22 protein-coding genes are annotated in these 23,093 nt (G+C 55.6%); 6 read left to right on the top strand and 16 right to left on the bottom strand.

Annotated elements, in window-relative coordinates:
• Positions 1 to 95 precede the first annotated feature (95 nt).
• Complete coding sequence (locus tag AC2T6E_RS14475) at positions 96 to 1,733, top strand: glycerone kinase (RefSeq protein ID WP_486692277.1); 1,638 nt, start codon at positions 96 to 98, stop codon at positions 1,731 to 1,733.
• Positions 1,734 to 1,823: 90 nt separating this feature from the next.
• Here the strand turns inward: AC2T6E_RS14475 and ahr are convergent, their stop codons facing one another.
• The 5 genes from ahr to pepA form a co-directional block, all read right to left on the bottom strand.
• A complete protein-coding gene (gene ahr / locus AC2T6E_RS14470; protein WP_486692275.1) occupies positions 1,824 to 2,843 on the bottom strand; it encodes an NADPH-dependent aldehyde reductase Ahr in 1,020 nt (339 codons plus the stop codon).
• A gap of 83 nt (positions 2,844 to 2,926) precedes the next feature.
• On the bottom strand, positions 2,927 to 3,430 hold the full coding sequence (locus tag AC2T6E_RS14465; protein WP_238458508.1) for a GNAT family N-acetyltransferase: 504 nt from the start codon (positions 3,428 to 3,430) through the stop codon (positions 2,927 to 2,929).
• A 123-nt stretch (positions 3,431 to 3,553) separates the two neighbouring features.
• Positions 3,554 to 6,409 carry a valine--tRNA ligase gene (locus AC2T6E_RS14460; RefSeq protein WP_108416122.1) on the bottom strand — a complete coding sequence of 952 codons (2,856 nt, stop codon included), beginning with the start codon at positions 6,407 to 6,409 and terminating at the stop codon, positions 3,554 to 3,556.
• On the bottom strand, positions 6,409 to 6,852 hold the full coding sequence (gene holC / locus AC2T6E_RS14455) for a DNA polymerase III subunit chi (protein ID WP_120159696.1): 444 nt from the start codon (positions 6,850 to 6,852) through the stop codon (positions 6,409 to 6,411). The genes AC2T6E_RS14460 and holC overlap by 1 nt, the downstream gene beginning before the upstream one ends.
• Positions 6,853 to 6,970: 118 nt before the next feature.
• Positions 6,971 to 8,482, bottom strand: coding sequence for a leucyl aminopeptidase (gene pepA, locus AC2T6E_RS14450; RefSeq protein WP_010436084.1), 1,512 nt, complete (start codon positions 8,480 to 8,482; stop codon positions 6,971 to 6,973).
• 265 nt (positions 8,483 to 8,747) lie between these two features.
• Here pepA and lptF point away from each other — a divergent pair, with 265 nt between their 5' ends.
• The 5 genes from lptF to mtgA all read left to right on the top strand — a co-directional run bounded on the left by lptF (position 8,748) and on the right by mtgA (position 15,006).
• A complete protein-coding gene (gene lptF / locus AC2T6E_RS14445; protein ID WP_089597752.1) occupies positions 8,748 to 9,848 on the top strand; it encodes an LPS export ABC transporter permease LptF in 1,101 nt (366 codons plus the stop codon).
• A complete protein-coding gene (gene lptG / locus AC2T6E_RS14440) occupies positions 9,848 to 10,930 on the top strand; it encodes an LPS export ABC transporter permease LptG (protein WP_010436079.1) in 1,083 nt (360 codons plus the stop codon). The genes lptF and lptG overlap by 1 nt, the downstream gene beginning before the upstream one ends.
• 135 nt (positions 10,931 to 11,065) lie before the next feature.
• On the top strand, positions 11,066 to 13,399 hold the full coding sequence (gene arcB, locus AC2T6E_RS14435) for an aerobic respiration two-component sensor histidine kinase ArcB (protein ID WP_100166525.1): 2,334 nt from the start codon (positions 11,066 to 11,068) through the stop codon (positions 13,397 to 13,399).
• Positions 13,400 to 13,630: 231 nt separating this feature from the next.
• Positions 13,631 to 14,284, top strand: a complete 654-nt coding sequence (gene elbB, locus AC2T6E_RS14430; RefSeq protein ID WP_120159695.1) for an isoprenoid biosynthesis glyoxalase ElbB — start codon at positions 13,631 to 13,633, stop codon at positions 14,282 to 14,284.
• A complete protein-coding gene (mtgA, locus tag AC2T6E_RS14425) occupies positions 14,281 to 15,006 on the top strand; it encodes a monofunctional biosynthetic peptidoglycan transglycosylase (RefSeq protein WP_278435498.1) in 726 nt (241 codons plus the stop codon). The genes elbB and mtgA overlap by 4 nt, the downstream gene beginning before the upstream one ends.
• Positions 15,007 to 15,045: 39 nt before the next feature.
• Here mtgA and npr read toward each other — a convergent pair whose 3' ends face one another.
• The 11 genes from npr to AC2T6E_RS14370 all read right to left on the bottom strand — a co-directional run bounded on the left by npr (position 15,046) and on the right by AC2T6E_RS14370 (position 22,965).
• Positions 15,046 to 15,318, bottom strand: a complete 273-nt coding sequence (npr, locus tag AC2T6E_RS14420) for a PTS phosphocarrier protein NPr (protein ID WP_003861872.1) — start codon at positions 15,316 to 15,318, stop codon at positions 15,046 to 15,048.
• Positions 15,315 to 16,169, bottom strand: a complete 855-nt coding sequence (gene rapZ, locus AC2T6E_RS14415) for an RNase adapter RapZ (RefSeq protein WP_010436066.1) — start codon at positions 16,167 to 16,169, stop codon at positions 15,315 to 15,317. The genes npr and rapZ overlap by 4 nt, the downstream gene beginning before the upstream one ends.
• 45 nt (positions 16,170 to 16,214) lie before the next feature.
• Complete coding sequence (gene ptsN / locus AC2T6E_RS14410) at positions 16,215 to 16,706, bottom strand: PTS IIA-like nitrogen regulatory protein PtsN (RefSeq protein ID WP_010436064.1); 492 nt, start codon at positions 16,704 to 16,706, stop codon at positions 16,215 to 16,217.
• A gap of 82 nt (positions 16,707 to 16,788) precedes the next feature.
• On the bottom strand, positions 16,789 to 17,076 hold the full coding sequence (gene hpf, locus AC2T6E_RS14405; protein WP_010436063.1) for a ribosome hibernation promoting factor: 288 nt from the start codon (positions 17,074 to 17,076) through the stop codon (positions 16,789 to 16,791).
• Positions 17,077 to 17,098: 22 nt separating this feature from the next.
• A complete protein-coding gene (gene rpoN / locus AC2T6E_RS14400) occupies positions 17,099 to 18,532 on the bottom strand; it encodes an RNA polymerase factor sigma-54 (protein ID WP_089597748.1) in 1,434 nt (477 codons plus the stop codon).
• Between the two features lie 47 nt (positions 18,533 to 18,579).
• Positions 18,580 to 19,305 (bottom strand): LPS export ABC transporter ATP-binding protein, encoded by a 726-nt coding sequence (gene lptB, locus AC2T6E_RS14395; RefSeq protein ID WP_010436061.1) that lies wholly within the window; start codon positions 19,303 to 19,305, stop codon positions 18,580 to 18,582.
• A gap of 6 nt (positions 19,306 to 19,311) precedes the next feature.
• Positions 19,312 to 19,866, bottom strand: a complete 555-nt coding sequence (gene lptA, locus AC2T6E_RS14390; RefSeq protein WP_010436059.1) for a lipopolysaccharide ABC transporter substrate-binding protein LptA — start codon at positions 19,864 to 19,866, stop codon at positions 19,312 to 19,314.
• Positions 19,835 to 20,410 (bottom strand): LPS export ABC transporter periplasmic protein LptC, encoded by a 576-nt coding sequence (gene lptC / locus AC2T6E_RS14385; RefSeq protein ID WP_108416125.1) that lies wholly within the window; start codon positions 20,408 to 20,410, stop codon positions 19,835 to 19,837. The genes lptA and lptC overlap by 32 nt, the downstream gene beginning before the upstream one ends.
• Positions 20,407 to 20,973 carry a 3-deoxy-manno-octulosonate-8-phosphatase KdsC gene (kdsC, locus tag AC2T6E_RS14380; protein ID WP_108416126.1) on the bottom strand — a complete coding sequence of 189 codons (567 nt, stop codon included), beginning with the start codon at positions 20,971 to 20,973 and terminating at the stop codon, positions 20,407 to 20,409. Before kdsC ends, lptC begins: the two co-directional genes overlap by 4 nt.
• Positions 20,974 to 20,987: 14 nt before the next feature.
• The gene (gene kdsD / locus AC2T6E_RS14375; RefSeq protein ID WP_010436053.1) at positions 20,988 to 21,974 is read right to left on the bottom strand and encodes an arabinose-5-phosphate isomerase KdsD; all 987 of its coding nucleotides are present in this window, start codon (positions 21,972 to 21,974) and stop codon (positions 20,988 to 20,990) included.
• 13 nt (positions 21,975 to 21,987) lie between these two features.
• Positions 21,988 to 22,965, bottom strand: a complete 978-nt coding sequence (locus AC2T6E_RS14370; RefSeq protein ID WP_010436050.1) for a calcium/sodium antiporter — start codon at positions 22,963 to 22,965, stop codon at positions 21,988 to 21,990.
• Positions 22,966 to 23,093: the final 128 nt, after the last annotated feature.

The following is a 23,093-nucleotide window of genomic DNA, read 5'->3' as shown; positions in this document are numbered from 1 at the left end:
TGGCCGCAATTTGGTTGAGTAAATTCCTGACTTTGCGGCGCATTATCCAGCGCGGACTATGCTTTTGCATACGGTTCACAACATTTTGGGAATGTATGTCCAGATTCTTTTTTAATGATCGCAAACAACTGGTCAACGATGCTATTGAAGGCATTCTGATTTCTGCTCCGCACGGAAACCTCGTCAAGCTTGATGTTGATCCTGCCATTCGAATTGTTGCGCGCGGTGACTGGGATAAAAGCCGCGTAGCGGTGATCTCCGGTGGGGGTTCCGGCCACGAACCGGCGCACGCTGGGTTTGTCGGAAAAGGGATGCTCACGGCGGCGGTATGTGGCGACCTGTTTGCCTCGCCGAGTGTGGATGCGGTGTTGAATGCCATTGTGGCGGTCACGGGCGATCGCGGCTGCCTGCTGATCGTCAAAAATTACACCGGTGACCGCCTGAATTTTGGTCTGGCGGCAGAAAAGGCCAAACGCTACGGCCTGAAGGTGGAGATGGTGATTGTGGCGGACGATATCGCGCTGCCGGACAACAAGCAGCCGCGCGGTATTGCCGGTACGGCGCTGGTGCATAAGATTGCGGGCTATGCGGCGGAGCACGGGAAATCGTTGAGTGAGGTGCGGGATATTGCGCAACAGGCCTGCGACAACCTCTGGAGCCTGGGCGTTGCGATGCAAACCTGCAACCTGCCGGGCAGCGATGATGAAGAGGGGCGCATCAAGCAAGGCCAGGTGGAGCTGGGGTTGGGTATTCACGGCGAGCCGGGGGCCTCCGTCGTGGATACACAAAACAGCAAAGACATTATCGACACGCTGGTCACGCCGCTTAAGGCGCAGGCCGGTGAGGGGCGCTTTGCGGTACTGATTAACAACCTCGGCGGCGTTTCTGCGCTCGAAATGGCGCTGCTGACCAAAGAGCTGGCGCATTCGGCGCTGAAAAAGGACATTGGGTATTTGATTGGCCCGGCGCCTCTGGTGAGCGCGCTGGACATGAAAGGCTTTTCTCTGACGCTGCTGAAGCTCAACGATTTCTTCGAAAAGGCGATTCACGCCGAGGTCGAGACGCTGGGATGGCAGAAGCCCGTGCCGTTTGCACCTTTGCGTACCGTTGCGCATAGCGCTATTCACGATCGCGTGGAATATAGCCCGTCGGAAAACCCGCAGGTGAAGGAGTACGTATCTTCAGTGACGAAGACGCTAATCCAGCTGGAAAATCGCCTTAACGCGCTGGATGCCAAAGTCGGAGACGGTGATACGGGCTCCACATTTGCGCAAGGCGCGCGGGATATTGCGCAGCGTCTGGAGGATCGCAAGCTCCCGCTTGATAACGTATCGACGCTGCTGCTTCTGGTGGGCGAGCGGCTGGCCACGGTGATGGGCGGATCGAGCGGGGTGCTAATGTCGATCTTCTTTACCGCGGCCGGTCAAAAGCTTCACGATGGCCAGCCGCTGCCCGAGGCATTGCTCAGCGGGCTGGCGCAGATGAAGCAATACGGTGGCGCAGATCTCGGCGATCGTACCCTGATCGACGCGCTGCAGCCGGCGCTGGAGGCGTTGCGGAAAGGCGATATCGAGTCAGCGGCGAAGGCCGCACAGCAGGGGGCTGAAGCGACTGCGAAGATGATGAAAGCGGGCGCGGGGCGCTCGTCGTATGTGAATAAAGAGAACCTGGACGGGGTAATGGACCCGGGGGCGGTCGCGGTGGCAGAGGTGTTTTCTGCACTGGTGCGATAGGTGAGAATAGCCCGGTGGCGCTGCGCTTACCGGGCCTACAAAATCAGATCCAGGCCGGGTAAGGCGAAGCCGCCACCCGGCACTGTCACATCAAAAATCCGCTTTCAACACCACGCGGTAGCGGGCTTTGCCGTCACGCACGTGCTGGATCGCTTCGTTGATTTTCGACATTGGATACAGTTCGGTGGTCGGGGCCACCCTGGTGCGTCCGGCAAACTTCATCAGTTTGCGCAACTCAAACGGCGTACCGGTCGCGGAGCCTGACACGCTGCGATCCCCGCCGATCAGGGTAAACGCCGGCACCGGCAGCGGCTTCATTACCGCACCCACGGTGTGGAAGTTACCGCCGTAGGCCAGCGCTTCAAAGTACGGCTGCCAGTCAAGATCGACATTCACGGTGTTAATGATCAGATCAAACTGACCCGCCAGCGCGTTCAGTGCTTCCGGATCGCGGCTGTTCACCACTTTATCCGCACCCATCGCCAGCACTTCTTTCTCTTTCGCCGGGTTAGAACTGAATGCCGTCACTTCGCAACCCATCGCATGCAGCAGTTTGATGGCGATATGGCCCAGGCCGCCAATACCGATCACGCCCACACGACTGGTGGCGGTGATATGGTGCATCAGCAGCGGTTTGAAGACGGTGATACCGCCACACAGCAGCGGACCGGCGGATTTGATATCAATGCTGTCCGGCAGCGGGATGACCCATTGCCAGTCGGCGCGCAGCTTGTCGGCAAAACCGCCTTTATTCAGGATGGTGGGAACGGCGCCTTCGAGGCAGTTGATTTGGTTGCCGCTGATACAGGCGTCGCAGTGACCACAGCTGCGTGCCGTCCAGCCAATGCCCACGCGCTGGCCTACCTTCAGCCCTTTGTCCTGCGCGGCGCTACCGAGCGCCACGACGCGGCCAATGACTTCGTGCCCGGCAACCAGCGGGTAGCTGGAGAAGCCCCATTCGTTGTCGATCATCGAGAGATCCGAGTGGCAGATCCCGCAGTAATCAACCTGTACTTCGACGTCTTCTGCTTTTAGTTCGCCCGCATCGTACTCGTACAGCTCAAGTTCTGCACCCGCCTGCGGTGCGGCGTAGCTTTTTATCTTCGACATCGTGTTTCCCCTGTTATGGTGTGAACTGTGAGTGTAGAGCATCCAGTTTACAGCCGCTTAACAGAAGAGGGCAGGAACGAAAGTTACAGACTTTTCAGCATTCTGACTTCGCAGTCAACGTGGCCGGTACAGCCTAGCGGCGCATCGATATGCTCAAAGCCGAGATGCTCATACAGGCCGATGGCCTCTTTGAGGAAGGCGGTGGTTTCGAGGTAACAGCGTTTGAAACCCTGAGTGCGCGCATGTTCCAGGGCGACCAGCGCCAGCTTTTTCGCCAGACCCTGTCCGCGAACCGACGGCAGAAAATACATTTTCTGCAGCTCACAAATATCCGGCTCGCTGCAGCTCAGTGGTGCCACGCCGCCGCCGCCCACGACCTTGCCATTCTGCTCAATAACCCAGTAGGCATGGCCAGGCTGGTTGTACAGATGGAAAAGCTCATCGAGATTAGGATCGGCCACGGTGTAGCCTTTATCGGCTGTCAGGCCATATTCGGCGGAAACCGCGCGGATAACAGCGGCAATGGCCGGGTTGTCCTGCTCAGTGATCCGACGCATTGTCGTCGCGACGGGGGTAATCACGCTCATAGCATTACTCATGACAAAAATTGACACACAACTGCTGTTAATAGCACCGCAGAAAGGGGAGTGCAAGCGAGGAGTTTTCAGGAAGGTTACCCCTTACACCCTGAAGCGTAAGGGGTAAAAGCATTACAGGGCGGCAATAACCGCCTGCTGCTCAATCAGTTTGGTCTTCGCATCAGCGAAAGCAACCAGACGTTCACGCTCTTTGGCGATGACCGCTTCCGGCGCGCGGGCCACAAAGCCTTCGTTCGCCAGTTTGCTTTCGATTTTGCCAATTTCCACGTCGACTTTCGCCACTTCTTTCGCCAGACGCGCCAGTTCGGCGTCTTTGTCGATCAGGCCTGCCATCGGGATCAGCAGCTCGGCACCGTCGATGATTTTGGTCACGGAAACCGGACCTTTTTCATCAGCAGGCAGCACGGTGATGCTTTCCAGACGCGCCATGGTCTTGAGGAAGGTATTGTTCTCGCTGACGCGACGCACAGCAGCCTCGCTGCAGCCGCGCAGCAGCAGCTCCAGCGGTTTGCCCGGGGCAATGTTCATTTCAGCACGGATGTTACGTACCGCAACGATCGCCTGTTTCAGCCACTCGGTGTCCGCAGACGCCGCTTCATCAACCTTCGCCGCATCGAATTCCGGGAACGGCTGCAGCATGATGGTGTCAGCGTTGATGCCTGCAATCACCTTCACGCGCTGCCAGATGGTTTCGGTGATGAATGGAATGACCGGATGCGCCAGGCGCAGCAGACCTTCCAGAACGGTAATCAGCGTGTTGCGCGTGCCGCGCAGCTCCGCCTCAGAACCACCGTTCATCACCGGCTTCGCCAGCTCCAGATACCAGTCACAGAACTGGTTCCAGGTAAATTCGTACAGGATGCCCGCGGCGATATCGAAGCGGTAGCTGTCCAGCGCGTCGCGGAATGCTTTCACCGTCTGGTTGAATTCCGCCAGGATCCAGCGGTCCGCCAGAGACAGCGTCATCTCGCCGCCGTTGAAGCCGCAATCCTGATCTTCGGTGTTCATCAGCACGAAGCGGCTGGCGTTCCACAGCTTGTTACAGAAGTTACGGTAACCTTCCAGACGCTTCATGTCCCAGTTGATATCACGGCCGGTAGAGGCCAGCGCCGCCAGGGTGAAGCGCAGGGCGTCGGTACCGTGAGACTCGATCCCGTTCGGGAACTGCTTCTCGGTGCGCTTGCGGATTTTCTCAGCCAGCTGCGGCTGCATCATGTTGCCGGTACGTTTTTCCAGCAGGTCTTCCAGAGAGATACCGTCAACCATGTCCAGCGGGTCAATAACGTTACCCTTGGACTTGGACATTTTCTGCCCTTCGTCGTCGCGGATCAGACCGGTCATGTAGACGGTATGGAACGGAACCTGCGGCTTGCCGTCTTCGTCTTTGATGAAGTGCATGGTCATCATGATCATGCGGGCGATCCAGAAGAAGATAATGTCGAAACCGGACACCATCACGCTGGTTGGGTGGAACTGACGCAGCGCGTCGGTGTTTTCCGGCCAGCCGAGCGTGGAGAAGGTCCACAGCGCGGAGGAGAACCAGGTGTCCAGCACGTCTTCGTCCTGACGCAGGGCAACGTCAGCGCTCAGGTTGTTTTCCTGACGCACTTCGTCTTCGGTGCGGCCAACGTAGACATTGCCTTCGTTGTCGTACCATGCCGGGATGCGGTGACCCCACCACAGCTGACGGGAGATACACCAGTCCTGAATGTCGCGCATCCAGGAGAAGTACATGTTTTCATACTGCTTCGGCACGAACTGGATGCTGCCGTTCTCAACCGCTTCCACAGCCGGTTTCGCCAGCACGTCGGCACGCACGTACCACTGGTCAGTCAGCATCGGCTCGATAACCACGCCGCCACGGTCGCCGTACGGCACGGTCAGATCGTGAGGTTTTATCTCTTCCAGCAGGCCGAGCGCGTCGACGGCAGCCACAATCGCTTTACGCGCGGCAAAACGTTCCAGCTTCTGGAACTCAGCCGGGATGTCGCTGGAGTAAACGTCAGACTCTTCGCCTTTGGTGTCGTACACTTCTGCGCTTTCACGGATATCACCGTCAAAGGTCAGGATGTTGATCATCGGCAGGGCGTGACGACGGCCGACTTCGTAGTCGTTGAAGTCGTGCGCTGGGGTGATTTTTACGCAGCCGGTGCCTTTTTCCATGTCGGCGTGTTCGTCGCCCACAATCGGAATACGGCGGTTTACCAGCGGCAGCACCACGAATTTGCCGATCAGATCTTTATAACGCGGATCTTCCGGGTTAACGGCTACGCCGGTATCGCCCAGCAGGGTTTCCGGACGGGTCGTGGCGACCACCAAGTAATCTTTGCCGTCGGCGGTTTTCGCGCCGTCGGCCAGCGGATAGCGGATGTGCCACATGGAGCCTTTAGACTCGCGGTTTTCCACTTCCAGGTCAGAGATGGCGGTGCGCAGTTTCGGATCCCAGTTTACCAGGCGCTTGCCGCGGTAAATCAGGTCTTCTTTATACAGGCGCACGAAGACTTCTTTCACGGCGTTGGACAGGCCTTCGTCCATGGTGAAGCGCTCGCGCTCCCAGTCCACGGAGTTGCCGAGACGGCGCATCTGGCGGGTAATGGTGCCGCCGGATTCTGCCTTCCACTGCCAGATTTTGTCGATGAACGCGTCGCGACCGTAGTCGTGGCGGGTTTTACCTTCTTCAGCGGCAATTTTACGCTCAACCACCATCTGGGTTGCGATACCCGCGTGGTCAGTCCCCGCCTGCCACAGGGTGTTTTTACCCTGCATGCGCTGGTAGCGGATCATGGTGTCCATGATGGTCTGCTGGAAAGCATGTCCCATATGCAAACTGCCGGTGACGTTCGGCGGCGGGATCATGATGCAGAAGGACTCTTTGCTTTCGTCGCCGTTAGGCTTGAAATAGCCCTGCTGTTCCCAGTGCTCGTAAAGCGGCTGTTCGATATCGCGTGGGTTATATGTCTTTTCCATTATTTCCAGGTTGCCGTATTCAGGTTAAAACCAGCCAGGCGGTACGCTTTATAGCGTTCGCGCGCCAGTTGTTTCAAAGATTCTTCGTAAGGGACAAAGTCTACCACTTCTGTGAAAGCGGTGGCAAAATCTGCAAAGTCTACCCGCAGGCTAATGAGAATATCGCGCGCGCTGCTGTTGCGCTTCTGCGGCCAGGCAATTTCAACCGGCGCGCCACCGCGCGGGCCTTCGCCCGACAGGTTATGCGGCACAAAACTCTCCGGCGGGCGGGCCCACAGCGCTTCATCAAGGCGAATCGCCTGCTGCTCATCTTCACAGGCAATCAACACGCGTTTACCTGCGCGCCAACGTTCTGCGGCAATGTCACACACCAGCTGTTCGACGGCGGTGAGGCCATCCTGATGCGTGTCGTTGTCCAGAAGGTAGAACGTTGCATTCTTCATATATGGGGCTTCTTGTCGTGGATTTAAATGCAAAGCCGGGTGGCGCTACGCTTACCCGGCCTACGGTTGAGTGACGCTGTAGGCCGGGTAAGGCGAAGCCGCCACCCGGCGTTTTTCATCACTCGTCGCCGTTAAAACCCGCACGATTAAGCAGGAACTGCGACAGCAGCGCGACCGGACGACCGGTTGCGCCTTTGGCTTTACCGGAACGCCATGCGGTGCCCGCGATGTCCAGGTGCGCCCAGTTGTACTTGCGGGTGAAGCGCGCCAGGAAGCAGCCCGCGGTGATCGCACCGCCAGGACGACCGCCGATGTTCGCCATATCCGCAAAGTTGGACTCCAGCTGCTCCTGGAACTCATCGCCCAGCGGCAGACGCCACGCGCGGTCACCGGCCTGTTCGGACGCGCCGATAAGCTCGTGTGCAAGCGGGTTGTGGTTCGACATCAGGCCGGTGATGTGGTGACCCAGCGCAATCACGCAGGCGCCGGTCAGCGTTGCCACGTCGATTACCGCTTCAGGTTCGAAGCGCTCAACGTAGGTCAGCACGTCGCACAGCACCAGACGGCCTTCGGCGTCGGTATTCAGCACTTCAACAGTCTGGCCGGACATGGTGGTCAGGACGTCACCCGGACGGTAAGCGCGACCGCCTGGCATGTTTTCACAGCCCGCCAGCACGCCGATGACGTTAATCGGCAGCTGAAGCTCAGCGACCATGCGCATGACGCCGTAAACCGCCGCCGCACCGCACATGTCGTACTTCATCTCGTCCATGCCTTCGGCAGGCTTGATGGAGATACCGCCGGAGTCGAAAGTCAGGCCTTTACCGACCAGCACGATCGGGCGCGCGTCTTCGGACGGGTTGCCCTTGTACTCAATCACCGACATCAGAGATTCGTTCTGCGAGCCGTTGCCGACCGCCAGATAAGAGTGCATTCCCAGCTCTTTCATCTGCTGTTCGCCGATGACGCGAGTGATGACATTCTTGCTGTAGGAATCCGCCAGCTGACGCGCCTGAGAGGCCAGGTACGCGGCGTTACAGATGTTTGGCGGCATGTTGCCGAGATCTTTAGCGGCTTTAATACCGGCGGCAATCGCCAGACCGTGCTGAATAGCGCGCTCGCCGCTGGTCAGCTCACGGCGGGTAGGCACGTTGAAGACCATTTTACGCAGCGGGCGGCGCGGCTCGCTTTTATTGGTCTTGAGCTGGTCGAAGCTGTACAGGCTCTCTTTTGCGGTTTCGACGGCCTGGCGCACTTTCCAGTAGGTGTTACGGCCTTTGACGTGCAGTTCAGTCAGGAAGCAGACGGCTTCCATTGAGCCGGTATCATTCAGGGTATTAATCGTTTTCTGAATCACCTGCTTATACTGACGCTCATCCAGCTCACGCTCTTTGCCGCAGCCAATCAGCAGAATGCGTTCGGACAGGACGTTCGGAACATGGTGCAGTAACAGCGTCTGCCCAGGTTTACCTTCCAGTTCGCCACGGCGCAGCAGGGCGCTGATGTAGCCGTCACTGATTTTATCGAGTTGTTCGGCGATCGGGGAGAGTCGGCGCGGTTCAAACACGCCCACAACGATGCAGGCACTCCGCTGTTTCTCCGGGCTACCGCTTTTTACACTGAACTCCATGCACTACGCTCCTGAATCTTAAAGACAACGGCGGCAGCTACGGATAGAATTGAAACCTTTCGTAACTCATGTCCGCGGTTGTGGTGACTTCGTGTTAATCTTACGTTACTACGGTTTCGGCACGTCATTAAATGTTCTGAAGCGCGAATCCGCCGGGTTTTTTAATCTTAGCGATGATTTCGACGACTCAAGAGAATAAATGACGTTTAAGCCATGAAACAAGCTAAATTCCTGCAAAAGACGAGTTTTAACGGGCGTATTTAAAGTGATAATCATAAGATATCTGGTGCGGGAGACGCTGAAGAGCCAACTGGCGATCCTCTTTATCCTTCTTCTGATCTTTTTCTGTCAGAAGCTGGTCAAGATCCTCGGCGCGGCGGTTGACGGTGAAATCCCAACAAATCTGGTGCTTTCTCTGCTCGGATTAGGCGTGCCTGAAATGGCGCAGCTCATTCTGCCGTTAAGCCTTTTCCTCGGTTTACTGATGACGCTCGGTAAGCTGTATACCGAAAGTGAAATCACGGTGATGCACGCCTGCGGCTTAAGCAAAGCCGTGTTGGTGAAAGCGGCTATGGTGCTGGCGTTGTTCACGGGGATCGTTGCTGCCGTAAACGTCATGTGGGCAGGCCCGGCGTCATCTCGTCACCAGGACGAAGTGCTGGCGGAAGCAAAAGCTAACCCGGGGTTGGCCGCGCTGGCACAGGGTCAGTTCCAGCAGGCCACCGACGGTAACTCTGTTCTCTTTATCGAAAGCGTTGACGGCAGCCGCTTCAACGATGTGTTTCTTGCTCAGTTGCGTACTAAAGGTAACGCCCGTCCTTCCGTGGTGGTCGCCGATTCTGGTCAACTGGCACAGCGTAAAGATGGTTCCCAGGTTGTGACCCTGAACAAAGGGACGCGCTTTGAAGGCACAGCGATGCTGCGCGATTTCCGTATCACCGATTTCCAGAACTACCAGGCGATTATTGGTCATCAGGCCGTCGCGCTCGATCCGACTGACACCGAACAGATGGATATGCGTACCCTGATCAACACCGATACCGATCGTGCGCGTGCTGAACTGCACTGGCGCATCACGCTGGTATTCACCGTGTTTATGATGGCATTGATGGTTGTTCCGCTGAGCGTGGTGAATCCGCGTCAGGGACGCGTGCTGTCGATGCTTCCGGCCATGCTGCTGTATCTGGTGTTCTTCCTGCTCCAGACGTCAATTAAGTCCAACGGTGGCAAAGGGAAAATTGACCCGGTTGTCTGGACCTGGGTAGTGAATGGTCTGTATCTGCTGCTGGCGGTGGGCCTCAACTTGTGGGATACGGTGCCAATGCGTCGAATCCGTGCCCGGTTTACGCGTAAAGGAGCCATCTAATGCAGGCATTTGGCGTTCTTGACCGCTATATCGGTAAAACGATTTTTACCACCATCATGATGACCCTGTTCATGCTGGTGTCGCTCTCCGGCATTATCAAGTTTGTCGACCAGTTGAAAAAAGCCGGGCAGGGGAGCTATGACGCGCTGGGCGCGGGGATGTATACCTTGCTCAGCGTGCCAAAAGACGTGCAAATCTTCTTCCCGATGGCGGCCTTGCTCGGCGCGCTGCTGGGGCTGGGGATGCTGGCGCAGCGTAGCGAACTGGTGGTGATGCAGGCTTCCGGCTTTACCCGTATGCAGGTTGCGCTGTCCGTCATGAAAACCGCGATCCCACTGGTGCTGTTGACCATGGCGATTGGCGAGTGGGTGGCGCCGCAGGGCGAACAGATGGCGCGTAACTACCGCGCTCAGGCCATGTACGGCGGCTCACTGCTCTCAACGCAGCAAGGTCTGTGGGCGAAAGACGGTAATAGCTTCGTCTATATCGAGCGCGTGAAAGGTGATGACGAACTGGGCGGTGTGAGTATTTACACCTTTAATGATGAACGTCGTTTGAAGTCTGTGCGTCACGCCTCCTCTGCAAAATTTGATGCTGAACACAAACAGTGGCGTCTCTCTCAGGTGGATGAATCTGACCTGAACGATCCGAAACAGATCACCGGGACGCAGACGGTTTCCGGTACCTGGAAAACCAACCTGACGCCGGACAAGCTGGGCGTGGTTGCGCTGGATCCTGATGCGCTCTCTATCAGCGGCCTGCATAACTACGTGAAGTATCTGAAGTCGAGTGGACAAGACGCCGGGCGTTATCAGCTCAATATGTGGAGCAAAATTTTCCAGCCGATGTCTGTCGCGGTAATGATGCTGATGGCGCTGTCGTTTATCTTCGGTCCATTGCGTAGCGTGCCGATGGGCGTGCGCGTCGTGACCGGTATCAGCTTCGGATTTGTGTTCTACGTCCTCGACCAGATCTTCGGTCCGTTGACGCTGGTTTACGGTATCCCGCCGATTATCGGTGCGCTGCTGCCAAGCGCCAGCTTCTTCCTGATCAGCCTCTGGCTGCTGCTAAAACGTTCCTGATTGTTCTCTCCTCGCTTCCGGTTTGCCGGAAGCGAGGCTAATCTCCTGTTTCACCCCGCACTTTTTCTCACAACCTTCAACGCCTCGCTGCGAATTTGAGTATTATTGAGCGATAACGTCGTGAAGGGATCCCCTATGAAGCAAATTCGAATGCTGGCCCAGTATTACGTCGATCTGATGATGAAGCTCGGGCTGGTGCGTTTCTCCTTACTGCTGGCACTGGCGCTGGTCGTTCTGGCGATTGTCGTGCAAATGGCCGTGACTATGGTTCTGCATGGTCAGGTTGAAAGCATCGACGTGATCCGCTCTATTTTCTTCGGCCTGTTGATCACGCCGTGGGCGGTCTATTTCCTGTCGGTGGTAGTTGAGCAACTGGAGGAGTCCCGTCAGCGTTTATCAAAACTGGTGGATAAGCTGGAAGAGATGCGCGAGCGCGATCTCAAGCTTAATGTCCAGCTCAAGGATAATATTGCGCAGTTGAATCAGGAGATTTCGGACCGCGAGAAGGCTGAAGCTGAACGTCAGGCTACGCTGGAGCAACTGAAAATCGAGATGAAAGAGCGCGAAGTGACGCAGATCCAGCTCGAACAACAATCCTCTTTCCTGCGCTCCTTCCTGGATGCCTCGCCGGATCTGGTTTTCTATCGTAACGAAGATAAAGAATTCTCCGGCTGTAACCGCGCAATGGAGCTGCTGACCGGCAAAAGTGAAAAACAGCTGGTTAACCTCAAACCGCAGGATGTCTATTCCGAAGAAGCGGCTGCCAAAGTGATGGAGACGGATGAAAAAGTCTTCCGCCACAACGTGTCGCTCACCTATGAACAGTGGCTGGATTATCCCGACGGGCGTAAAGCCTGCTTTGAGATCCGCAAAGTGCCGTATTACGACCGCGTGGGGAAACGCCACGGGCTGATGGGCTTTGGCCGCGATATCACCGAGCGTAAGCGCTATCAGGATGCGCTGGAACGCGCCAGCCGCGACAAGACCACCTTTATCTCAACCATCAGCCACGAACTGCGTACGCCGCTGAACGGCATCGTTGGGCTGAGCCGTATTCTGCTCGACACCGACCTGACCGGCGAGCAGGAAAAATACCTCAAAACGATCCATGTCTCGGCGGTCACGCTGGGCAATATCTTTAACGATATTATCGACATGGATAAAATGGAGCGCCGTAAGGTGCAGCTTGATAACCAGCCGGTGGATTTCACCGGATTCCTGGCCGATCTGGAGAACCTCTCCGGCCTGCAGGCCCAGCAAAAAGGGCTGAGCTTTGTGATGGAGCCAACCCTGCCGCTGCCGCATAAGGTGGTGACAGACGGCACGCGCCTGCGCCAGATCCTGTGGAACCTTATCAGCAATGCCGTGAAGTTTACCCAGAAGGGGCGGGTTGCGGTGCGTATTCGCTATGACGAAGGGGACATGCTGCACTTCGAGGTTGAGGACTCGGGTATCGGCATTCCGCAGGAAGAGCAGGATAAGATCTTTGCCATGTACTACCAGGTAAAAGACAGTAACGGCGGTAAACCGGCGACCGGGACCGGTATTGGTCTGGCGGTGTCGAAACGTCTGGCGAAAAGCATGGGCGGTGATATCACGGTTGCCAGCCACCCGGGCAAAGGTTCAACCTTTACCCTGACGGTGCATGCGCCCGCGGTGGCTGAAGAGGTGGAGGATACCTTTGAGAACGACGATATGCCGCTGCCCGCTCTGCACGTTCTGTTGGTGGAGGACATCGAACTGAACGTGATTGTGGCGCGTTCCGTACTGGAAAAACTCGGTAACAGCGTGGATGTGGCGATGACCGGTAAAGCGGCGCTGGAGATGTTTACGCCTGGCGAGTATGACCTGGTCCTGCTGGATATTCAGCTTCCGGACATGACCGGGCTGGATATCTCCCGTGAGCTTACGCGCAAATATGCTGCCGATGAGCTGCCGCCGCTGGTGGCGCTGACGGCGAACGTACTGAAAGACAAAAAAGAGTACCTCGATGCCGGTATGGATGATGTGCTCAGCAAGCCGCTGGCGGTGCCTGCCCTGACCGCCATGATCAAGAAGTTCTGGGATACCCGTGATGAAGAGGAGAGCACCATGACGTCTGTTGATAGCGCGAAAGCACATACCCTACTCGATACCGCGATGCTGGAGCAGTATATCGATCTGGTGGGGCCAAAACTGATTACCGATGGTCTGGCGGTATTCGAAAAAATGATGCCGGGCTACTTGAGCGTGCTTGAGTCCAACCTGACGGCGCGCGATCGGAAAGGTATCGTTGAAGAAGGGCACAAAATCAAAGGTGCGGCCGGCTCGGTGGGGCTACGCCATCTTCAGCAGCTGGGTCAACAGATTCAATCGCCTGATTTACCTGCGTGGGAAGATAATGTTGGTGAATGGGTTGAAGAGATGAAACAAGAGTGGCAAAACGATGTGGCGGTACTGAAAGCCTGGGTGGATGCCAGAAAAAAATGACCCCGGCTTAACCGGGGTGCGCGAATACTGCGCCAACACCAGGGAAATCGTGGCTGCGCCTGATTTTTCGTGTTGTTTTCGCTTGGACGCCGCCTGAATATTGAGGCCGCACGCAGATAAGATAGCAAATCTTAAATGGTTTGTTACATGAATCAGTGAAATGTGTGAAGCATAGCGGTTTAATCAGAATTTTTAATGTGCTTCAGCAGGTTGCAAAGAAGGAACGTCATAATGAAAAAGATTGGTGTCGTGCTGAGCGGTTGTGGTGTTTACGACGGTTCAGAGATACATGAAGCCGTATTAACGCTGCTGGCATTATCTCGTCAGGGCGCTGAAGCGATCTGCTTCGCGCCGGATAAAAGCCAGGCGGATGTGATCAACCATCTTACCGGCGAGCCGATGGCGGAAACGCGTAACGTCCTGATTGAAGCCGCGCGTATCGCCCGGGGTGCTGTCCAACCCCTGGCGCAGGCTGATGCCTCAACACTGGATGCGTTGATCGTGCCGGGTGGCTTTGGCGCAGCCAAGAATCTCAGCACCTTTGCTTCAGAAGGGGCAGAGTGCCTTGTCGATCCCGATTTAAAACGGCTCGCCCAGGCGATGCATGCAGCAGGCAAGCCGCTGGGTTTCATCTGTATTGCCCCGGCCATGCTGCCCCGGATCTTTGACTTCCCGCTGCGCCTGACCATCGGGACCGATATTGATACCGCAGAGATCGTCGAAGATATGGGCGGCGAGCATGTTCCTTGTCCGGTGGATGATATTGTGGTCGATGAAGACAACAAGATTGTCACCACGCCCGCCTATATGCTGGCGCAATCCATCGCTGAAGCAGCCACGGGCATTGATAAGCTGGTGGACAGAGTGCTGGTTCTCTCGCAATGAGCCGTAAATTTGCTGCGGGTACGTGGATAAAACGTACCCTGTTACGCGTTGTGCTTGTACTGGCCGTCTTCTGGGGCGGCGGGATTGCCTTATTCAGCATTCTGCCGGTACCCTTTTCCGCCGTGATGGTTGAGCGCCAGCTCAGCGCGTGGTTGACCGGTGATTTCGGCTATGTCGCCCATTCGGACTGGGTAAGCATGGATGAGATCTCACCGTTCATAGGGCTGGCCGTGATTGCGGCAGAAGATCAGAAATTCCCGGAGCACTGGGGTTTTGACATGGCGGCCATCGAGAAGGCGCTCGCCCACAACGAGCGTCACGAGAATCGCGTGCGCGGTGCGTCGACGTTGTCGCAGCAGACGGCCAAAAACCTGTTTTTATGGGATGGTCGAAGCTGGGTGCGAAAAGGGCTGGAAGCGGGGTTAACCCTGGGGATGGAAACGGTCTGGAGCAAAAAGCGCATTCTGACCGTCTATCTCAACGTCGCTGAGTTTGGCGACGGCATATTCGGCGTGGAAGCTGCCGCGCAACGTTATTTTAATAAGCCAGCCAGCCGTCTGAGTATGTCAGAAGCGGCGCTATTGGCCGCTGTTTTACCGAATCCCATCCGTTTTAAAGCGAGTGCGCCGTCAGGGTACGTGCGAAGCCGTCAGGCGTGGATCATGCGCCAGATGCGTCAGCTAGGTGGGGAAGGGTTTATGCAGCGAAATAATCTTATGTAGGGCGGGTAAGCGCAGCGCCACCCGCCTGACTGGCAGACCTTAATCTTCGTCGAACCCTGCGTTGAACAGGGCAATCACCGCCGCCAGCGCTTCCTCTTCCTGGGGGCCGGTGGCCTCGACTTCAATCTGGCGACCTTTGGCAGAGTCCAGCATCAGCAGTGCGATCACGCTGTTGGCCTCTGCCTCTGTACCTTCATCGTTACGCAGCAGAACCTCCGCATCAAAACCTTGCATCAGTTCAAACAATTTCATTGCCGGGCGTGCATGCATGCCCAGCTTGTTGGTGATCTCAACGGTTTGTTTTACGGTCATGTTTTACGTTTTTCCAGCGTGCGATGACGGGACTGAACGTTCTTTCCGCGTGAGCGGAAGTAGTCGGCCAGCTGTTCGGCGATATAAACCGAACGATGTTTACCGCCGGTACAGCCAATCGCTACCGTCAGATAGCTACGATTGTTTGTCTCCAGCATAGGTAACCATAGCTCAAGGTAGCTTCGCGTCTGGTAGATAAAATTGTGAACTTCTGTGTGTCTGTCGAGGAAGGCCGCTACGGGCTTATCCAGACCGGTCATTGGACGCAGTTTGGGATCCCAGTGCGGGTTCGGCAGGAAGCGCACGTCGAAAACATAATCCGCATCGATAGGAATGCCGTGCTTAAAGCCGAAGGATTCAAACACCATCGTCAATTCACGCTCGCGTTTACCCAGCAGACGGGTTCGCAGCATTTCCGCCAGTTCGTGCACGGACATTTCGGAGGTGTCAACAATCAGGTCGGCCCGGGAGCGCAGTGGTTCCAGCAGATCGCTCTCTTCGTCGATGGCACTTTCCAGCGAAAGGTTTTTACTGGAAAGCGGGTGCAAACGACGGGTATCGCTGTAGCGACGGATCAGGGTGTTACGATCGGCATCAAGGAACAACAGCTGAGGCGAGAAGCACTCTGGCAGATTGCTCATGGCCTGTTCAAAGACCTCAGGTGATTCTGGCATGTTACGGACATCGATGCTGACGGCGGCAGAAATTTGTCTGTCCGCTAGCGTCCGCGCCAGATCGGGCAACAGCACCACCGGCAGGTTATCTACGCAGTAAAACCCCATATCTTCCAGCGCGCGCAGGGCGACGGATTTCCCCGACCCCGAGCGACCGCTGACGATCATCAGCACCATGTTCCGTTTCTCCTCAGGACAACAGATGTGAAGGCCATCTCCCGGTTACGCATCATCCTGATTGCCTTCTGCTTCAGTGATAATCTGGAAGAGCTCTTCATCACTTTGCGCTGAACGCAGTCGACGGCAAATGGTTTTATCGGCCAGGCGTTTAGCGACCAGCGACAACGTATGCAAATGGGTCTTTGTCTGGTCTGCTGGCACCAGCAGCGCGAAGAGGAGATCGACGGGCTGGTTATCAATGGCATCAAAGGCGATGGGTGTTTCAAGCTGCACAAACACGCCGACGGCACGCAAGGTGTCTTCTTCGAGTTTGCCATGCGGGATCGCGATGCCGTTGCCGATGCCGGTACTGCCCATTTTTTCACGGGTCAGGATAGCTTCGAACACCACCTGTGGCGGCAGGCCCAGCTGTTTTGCGGCCAGTTCACTGATGATCTCCAGCGCACGTTTTTTGCTCTGGCAGTGAACACCACTGCGGGTACATTCCTGGTTAAGGACATTGCTCAGTTGAAGAGCCGAATCGTTGTTCATCATAATTTCACCTAAGCGCTAACTGTACAAATGGCCTGTTGTGTCGCACAACAGGCCGTCCTGCACCCGTTAACTGCCCGGACAATTAGTGTTGTTTCAGTTTATCTTTATGTTTATTGAGCTGTCGCGCAAGCTTATCAATCAAGCCGTCGATAGCCGCGTACATGTCTTGCCCTTCCGCACTGGCATGGAGTTCACCCCCGTTAACGTGTAGGGTTGCATCCGAGATATGAGTCACTTTCTCCACTTTCAACACAATATAGACCTGATTGATCCTTTCGAAATACTGTTCGAGCTTCGCGAACTTCGTGTTCAGAAACTCGCGTAAAGCCTCAGTAATCTCGACGTTGTGTCCTGTGATGTTGAGCTGCATAGTGTCTTCCTTATCGGTTGTGTCAAACCAGTTGTTTACGCTGGTTGGACGGCGGAATGGATAAAGACTCTCGATACTTCGCAACAGTACGACGTGCCACCATAATACCCTGGTCGGACAGCATGGTGGTTAACTTACTGTCACTCAGTGGCTTCGCGGGGTTCTCCGCGGCGATCAACTTCTTCACCAGTGCGCGAATGGCCGTTGACGAGGCTTCGCCGCCGCCTTCGGTATTCACATGGCTGGAGAAGAAATACTTAAGCTCAAAAATACCGCGTGGACTGTGCAGATACTTCTGCGTGGTCACGCGAGAAATGGTTGATTCATGCATCTCGACGGCCTGGGCGATGTCCGCCAGTACCATCGGTTTCATAAACTCTTCGCCCTGCTCAAAAAAAGCCTGCTGTTGTTCAACAATACAGCGGCTCACGCGCAGCAGCGTGTCATTTCGACTCTCCAGACTTTTAATCAGCCAGCGTGCTTCCTGCAAATTGCTACGAATATATTGATTATCGGAGTCATTGCGCGCGCTGGTGCACATGGAGGCATACTGCTGGTTGATTTGCAGGCGAGGAATGCTGTCTGAGTTCAGCTCGACCACCCAGCGACCGTTGTGTTTTCTGACTAACACATCCGGAATGACATATTCCGGTTCGCTGGTCTGGATCGACTGGCCGGGACGCGGATCGAGAGACTGGATCAGATTCACCGCCTCTTTCAGCACCTCTTCCTTCAGGCGCGTGACGCGCATCAGGGAGCGGAAATCGTGGTTAGCCAACAGATCCAGATGATCGCTGATGATTAAGCGGGCTTCTTCAATCCACGGCGTCTCTTTGGCGAACTGCGACAGTTGGATCAGCAGGCAATCGCGGAGATCTTTCGCGGCCACACCGACCGGGTCGAAACGCTGAATGCGCTTCAGAACCGCTTCGATCTCTTCGAGTTCGATCTCGTCGTCGCCGATACTTTCCAGGATATCGTCCAGGGTTACGGTTAAATAACCCGTATCGTCAACGGCATCGACAATCGAGGTCGCAATGGCGCGGTCGGTATCAGAGAAGGGGGTCAACTCCACTTGCCACATCAGGTAATCCTGTAGTGACTGGGTGGTTTCACCCTGATAAACCGGTAGCTCGTCGTCCTGGTAGTCTGCACGCGTGCCGGAAGGTGTTCCGGCGGTGTAGATTTCATCCCAGCTGGCGTCCAGCGGCAGCTCGTCCGGCATCTCTTTTTGTTCGAGCGCATCAGCGGTGTCGAGCGTTTCAGTGTCCTGCGTTTGCTGGGTTTCTACCTCGTCATGAAGATCGGTTTGCTCCAGCAACGGATTACTGTCCAGCGCCTGCTGGAGCTCCTGCTGGAGTTCTAACGTGGACAGCTGCAACAGACGAATCGCCTGCTGTAGCTGCGGCGTCATCGCCAGTTGTTGGCTGAGCCTTAATTGCAAACCTTGCTTCATGTTCAGAGCATTTTTCTCCGGTTCGGCGTTACGTTACCTCTACCCTATCAGAGTCTGAAGTCTTCCCCAAGGTACACGCGCTTAACATGCTCATCTTCGAGGATTTGCTGCGGTGTACCGTGGGCAATCAGATGGCCCTGGCTCACTATGTAGGCGCGTTCACAGACGGCCAGCGTTTCACGGACGTTGTGGTCGGTGATCAGCACGCCAAGCCCGCTGTCGCGCAGGTGTTCGATAATGCGTTTGATATCAATAACGGAGATCGGGTCAACGCCCGCGAAGGGTTCATCCAGCAGGATGAATTTCGGGTTGGCGGCCAGCGCACGGGCAATCTCGACACGACGACGCTCACCCCCGGACAACGCCTGACCAAGACTGTCGCGAAGATGTTCGATATGAAACTCTTCCATCAGCTCGTTGGCGCGGTCGGTGCGCTGCTCGCTGGTCAGGTCGTCACGGATCTGCAGCACGGCCATCAGGTTGTCGTAGACGCTCAAACGACGAAAGATTGAGGCTTCCTGCGGCAGGTAGCCGATACCACGGCGCGCGCGCGCGTGCAGCGGCAGCAGGCTAATGTCTTCGTCATCAATGATGATGTTGCCAGCATCACGCGGCACAATGCCCACCACCATGTAGAAGGTGGTGGTTTTCCCTGCACCGTTAGGGCCAAGCAAACCCACAATTTCGCCGGAGTTGACGGTCAGGCTGACATCTTCGACGACACGGCGGCCCTTATACGCTTTCGCGAGGTTTTTTGCAGTTAATGTTGCCATAACGAATTAGTTACTCTTCTTTTGTGCCGGAGCCTGGCCTTTGCCTTTATCCTGCAGCTGCGATGGAACCAGCACGGTGGTGACGCGTTTGCCTTTCTCGCTGGAGGCCTGCATTTTCTGCTCTTTGACCAGATAGGTGATCTTGTCGCCGGTAATATTGCTGTCCAGCTGTTCCAGATAGGCATTACCGGTCAGGATGACCAGATCCTTCGCCAGCTCATAGTGCATATGCGACGCGCGGCCTTTCACCGGTTTGCCGTTGTCCTGCATCTGGTAGAACGTGGCCGGATTACCATAGCCATCAATAATCTCTTTGCCCTGCTCGCCGCCCGGACGGGTAACGACCACTTTATCGGCGTTAATTTTGATGGTGCCCTGGGTCATCACGACGTTACCGGTGAAGGTGACGACGTTACCTTGCATATCAAGGGACTGAGTGTCGGATTCGATATGAATCGGCTGTTCGGTATCGCCAGTCACAGCAATCGCGGGAAGACTGGCCGCCAGCAGTGCGCTGGCGATAATGGCTTTAAGGCTGAGTTTGTTTGTTTTGAATTTCATAGGAGGTTCTAACCTTTTCAATCAGCTCGGCGTTTTTGCTGCGTAAGTTCCCGCGCATTCTTAAACCGCTGGAATTAAATGTTGTGCCATACAGTGTGACCAAATCTTGCGAAGTCACGTCCTGGGTCACCAGGTTGATCTGGGCGTTATCCGTCGTAATTTTGCGCAGTTGTGAGTCAGCGGTCAGGGCGTTGACTTCAACGTGGCCGTACAGATAAAGCATACGGTCATTTGTCAGTTTTGCCCGGTCTGACTTAATTGACCATGTCGGGGTTTTGTCAGTATCAAATGTGGTCATCACCGGTTGGGTAAACCACGAGATACCGTCATCGGAAAAATATTCCACGTGCTGGGCAATCAGGCGATAGTTCAGCGCACCTTCAGGGCTATACACCACAGTATCACTGTGATCGCTTTTATAGGTTGGCTCGCTCGTATTAACCACTTCTGTTTGTGCATCGTCACGGTCGGCAAGGTTCACGCCAATCAGTACCAATGCGACAAGCGAAAGCAGAATGATAACCCAACGTCTGGTTTTACTCATATCGATTGCCCTTTGGCCTCATCAAGCTTGCCCTGCGCGAGCAGAAGCAGATCGCAGACTTCACGGACCGCCCCACGTCCACCGTTGATCCGAGTGACGTAATCCGCGCGTGGGAGAAGCAGCGGGTGTGCGTCAGCAACCGCTACGCTCAGACCCACTTCCGCCATCACCGGCCAGTCGATCAAATCATCGCCAACATAGGCCACGTTCTCAGGTGCGACTGCCAGCTTCGCCAGCAAATCGTTAAAGGCGACCATTTTATCGGACTGCCCCTGATACAAATGGGTAATGCCCAGCGTTTCGCAGCGGTCTTCTAAAAGTTTAGCTTTCCGTCCGGTGATAATAGCAACTTCAATGCCGGACGTGAGCGCGCAACGAATGCCGTACCCGTCGCGAACGTTAAATGCTTTCAGCTCTTCGCCGCTATTGCCCATATAAATCAGGCCATCGGAGAGCACGCCATCCACATCAAGGATCAACAGACGGATGTTTTCCGCCTTTGCCATCATGTGCGCGCTTACCGGACCATAACAGGTTGCAAGAGATGCACCCGCATTACTCATTTTCTTATCCTTCATTACACTACGCCTGCGCGCAGAAGATCATGCATATGTACCACACCCAGCAACTGGTCGCCATCGGCAACCATCACTGCGGTAATATGACGGGACTGCATCAGGTTCAGGACATCTACCGCAAGGATGCCCGGACGCACGCGAATTCCGCCTGGCGTCATGACGTCTGCGATACCCAATGTGCGAACGTCCACGCCCATATCGAACACCCGGCGTAAGTCGCCGTCGGTGAATATTCCCTGAATTTTCATCAGATCGTCGCACACCACCGTCATACCCAGATTTTTACGGGTAATTTCCAGTAACGCGTCGCGCAGGGAAGCCTCTTTGCTGACGTGAGGGATCTCATCGCCCGTGTGCATAATATCGTTGACCCTGAGCAGCAGCTTACGGCCCAGCGCACCGCCTGGGTGAGAAAGCGCAAAATCCTCAGGGGTAAAACCACGGGCTTCAAGCAGCGCAACGGCAAGGGCATCGCCCATCACCAGTGCTGCCGTCGTGCTGGACGTTGGCGCAAGGCCAAGCGGGCAGGCTTCTTTGGGCACTTTTACGCACAGATGAATATCCGCCGCACGCGCCATGCTGCTTTCCGGGCGGCTGGTCATACAGATAAGCGGGACCTGTAGTCTCTTCAGTACCGGGATCAGGGCCAGGATCTCATTGGATTCACCGGAATTCGACAGTGCGATAACCACGTCCTGCGGGGTGACCATCCCGAGGTCGCCATGCGCCGCTTCCCCTGGGTGCACGAAGAACGATGACGTTCCCGTGCTGGCAAAGGTCGCCGCCATTTTGCGTCCAATGTGGCCGGACTTGCCCATTCCCATTACCACGACTTTACCGGCACAGTAGAGAATCTTCTCACATGCCAGACTAAAATCCTGATTAATGTACTGATCTAACTGCGCCAGACCTTCACGTTCAATCTCCAGAACCTCTTTTCCTGCTTTCTGAAAGTCAAAACCCGGCTGCAATTCTATTTGCGACATAATGCGTTTCCGTTTACCCAGAGAGAAGCGGCGAGAGCCAGTACAGCATCGCCATCCATACGATAAATCCACCCGTCAGCAGGGCGCCTGCGCCTTTGCCAATTTGTCGTTGCCGCCGCCAGCAGAGCAGGGCAAAAATGACGCTGACAAGCAACATCACTCCGTAATCGCGCGTGAACGCCATCGGGTTAAACGGCCCCGGTGAGATCAGGGCGGGCAGGCCCGTCACGATCGCGATATTGAAAATATTCGAGCCGATGATATTACCAATGGCGATATCATCTTCACCTTTACGCGCGCCCGCGATGGCGGTGGCCAGCTCAGGCAGACTGGTACCGATAGCAATCACCGTCAGGCCGATTGTCAGTTCGCTCATGGCGAAATAGTTTGCCAGCACCGTCGCGTTATCGACGACCATGCGCGTTGCCATCGGCATAATGATTAGCGCGACGCCCAGCCACAATAACGCCACAGGCAACGTACCTTCACGCGGGAGTTCGGCAACCTGTTCTCGGGTCAGGCTGTCGTGCCCCTGTTTTTCTGCCTGACGGGCGATTTTAACACTATACAGCAGCCATATCCCGGCGAGGGCGAGCAAGAAAATGCCATCATCGTAGCTCAGCACCCCGTCATACAGCACATAGCCCGCCAGCAAACTTACGATTAACATTAGCGGCAATTCACGGCGCAGAACATCGGAATGCACGCGAAATGGGTGCAGCAATGCGGCTAAACCTAAAATCAGTAGGATATTAACGATGTTGGAGCCAATCGCGGTGCCAATAGCAAGGTCTGTCTGGTCATGCAGCGATGCCGTGACAGAGACGATGATTTCAGGGAGTGATGTGCCGACGCTAACCACCGTCATTCCGATGACGAGAGGGGGGACGCCAATCAGTCGGCACAAAATTGATGCGGCAAACACTAAACGGTCAGCACTGTAGACCACCAAAAGTAAACCAATTATTAACAGTGCTGTTGCTAAAAGCATCAAAAGTCCTTTCTTCAGGTATACTTGCCGGTCCACCGCGCAGGAATTGTTGGCGCTGCATACAGCCTGAGTCGTAACGAATTCCTAATTTTGACTTTATGCGCTGGAAAAGTAAAACAAATGCCAGC

It is taken from the genome of Enterobacter sp. B79-1, from assembly GCF_057444735.1.
The sequence above is the reverse complement of the archived record's forward strand: the minus strand, read 5'-3'. Positions and strand labels throughout refer to the sequence as shown.

Bases quoted from the DNA above. Each gene is read 5' to 3' on its own strand.
- AC2T6E_RS14475 (WP_486692277.1), top strand. From the start codon at position 96: ATGTCCAGATTCTTTTTTAATGATCGCAAACAACTGGTCAACGATGCT.
- ahr (WP_486692275.1), bottom strand. From the start codon at position 2,843: ATGTCGAAGATAAAAAGCTACGCCGCACCGCAGGCGGGTGCAGAACTT.
- AC2T6E_RS14465 (WP_238458508.1), bottom strand. From the start codon at position 3,430: ATGAGCGTGATTACCCCCGTCGCGACGACAATGCGTCGGATCACTGAG.
- AC2T6E_RS14460 (WP_108416122.1), bottom strand. From the start codon at position 6,409: ATGGAAAAGACATATAACCCACGCGATATCGAACAGCCGCTTTACGAG.
- holC (WP_120159696.1), bottom strand. From the start codon at position 6,852: ATGAAGAATGCAACGTTCTACCTTCTGGACAACGACACGCATCAGGAT.
- pepA (WP_010436084.1), bottom strand. From the start codon at position 8,482: ATGGAGTTCAGTGTAAAAAGCGGTAGCCCGGAGAAACAGCGGAGTGCC.
- lptG (WP_010436079.1), top strand. From the start codon at position 9,848: ATGCAGGCATTTGGCGTTCTTGACCGCTATATCGGTAAAACGATTTTT.
- arcB (WP_100166525.1), top strand. From the start codon at position 11,066: ATGAAGCAAATTCGAATGCTGGCCCAGTATTACGTCGATCTGATGATG.
- elbB (WP_120159695.1), top strand. From the start codon at position 13,631: ATGAAAAAGATTGGTGTCGTGCTGAGCGGTTGTGGTGTTTACGACGGT.
- mtgA (WP_278435498.1), top strand. From the start codon at position 14,281: ATGAGCCGTAAATTTGCTGCGGGTACGTGGATAAAACGTACCCTGTTA.
- npr (WP_003861872.1), bottom strand. From the start codon at position 15,318: ATGACCGTAAAACAAACCGTTGAGATCACCAACAAGCTGGGCATGCAT.
- rapZ (WP_010436066.1), bottom strand. From the start codon at position 16,169: ATGGTGCTGATGATCGTCAGCGGTCGCTCGGGGTCGGGGAAATCCGTC.
- ptsN (WP_010436064.1), bottom strand. From the start codon at position 16,706: ATGATGAACAACGATTCGGCTCTTCAACTGAGCAATGTCCTTAACCAG.
- hpf (WP_010436063.1), bottom strand. From the start codon at position 17,076: ATGCAGCTCAACATCACAGGACACAACGTCGAGATTACTGAGGCTTTA.
- rpoN (WP_089597748.1), bottom strand. From the start codon at position 18,532: ATGAAGCAAGGTTTGCAATTAAGGCTCAGCCAACAACTGGCGATGACG.
- lptB (WP_010436061.1), bottom strand. From the start codon at position 19,305: ATGGCAACATTAACTGCAAAAAACCTCGCGAAAGCGTATAAGGGCCGC.
- lptA (WP_010436059.1), bottom strand. From the start codon at position 19,866: ATGAAATTCAAAACAAACAAACTCAGCCTTAAAGCCATTATCGCCAGC.
- lptC (WP_108416125.1), bottom strand. From the start codon at position 20,410: ATGAGTAAAACCAGACGTTGGGTTATCATTCTGCTTTCGCTTGTCGCA.
- kdsC (WP_108416126.1), bottom strand. From the start codon at position 20,973: ATGAGTAATGCGGGTGCATCTCTTGCAACCTGTTATGGTCCGGTAAGC.
- kdsD (WP_010436053.1), bottom strand. From the start codon at position 21,974: ATGTCGCAAATAGAATTGCAGCCGGGTTTTGACTTTCAGAAAGCAGGA.
- AC2T6E_RS14370 (WP_010436050.1), bottom strand. From the start codon at position 22,965: ATGCTTTTAGCAACAGCACTGTTAATAATTGGTTTACTTTTGGTGGTC.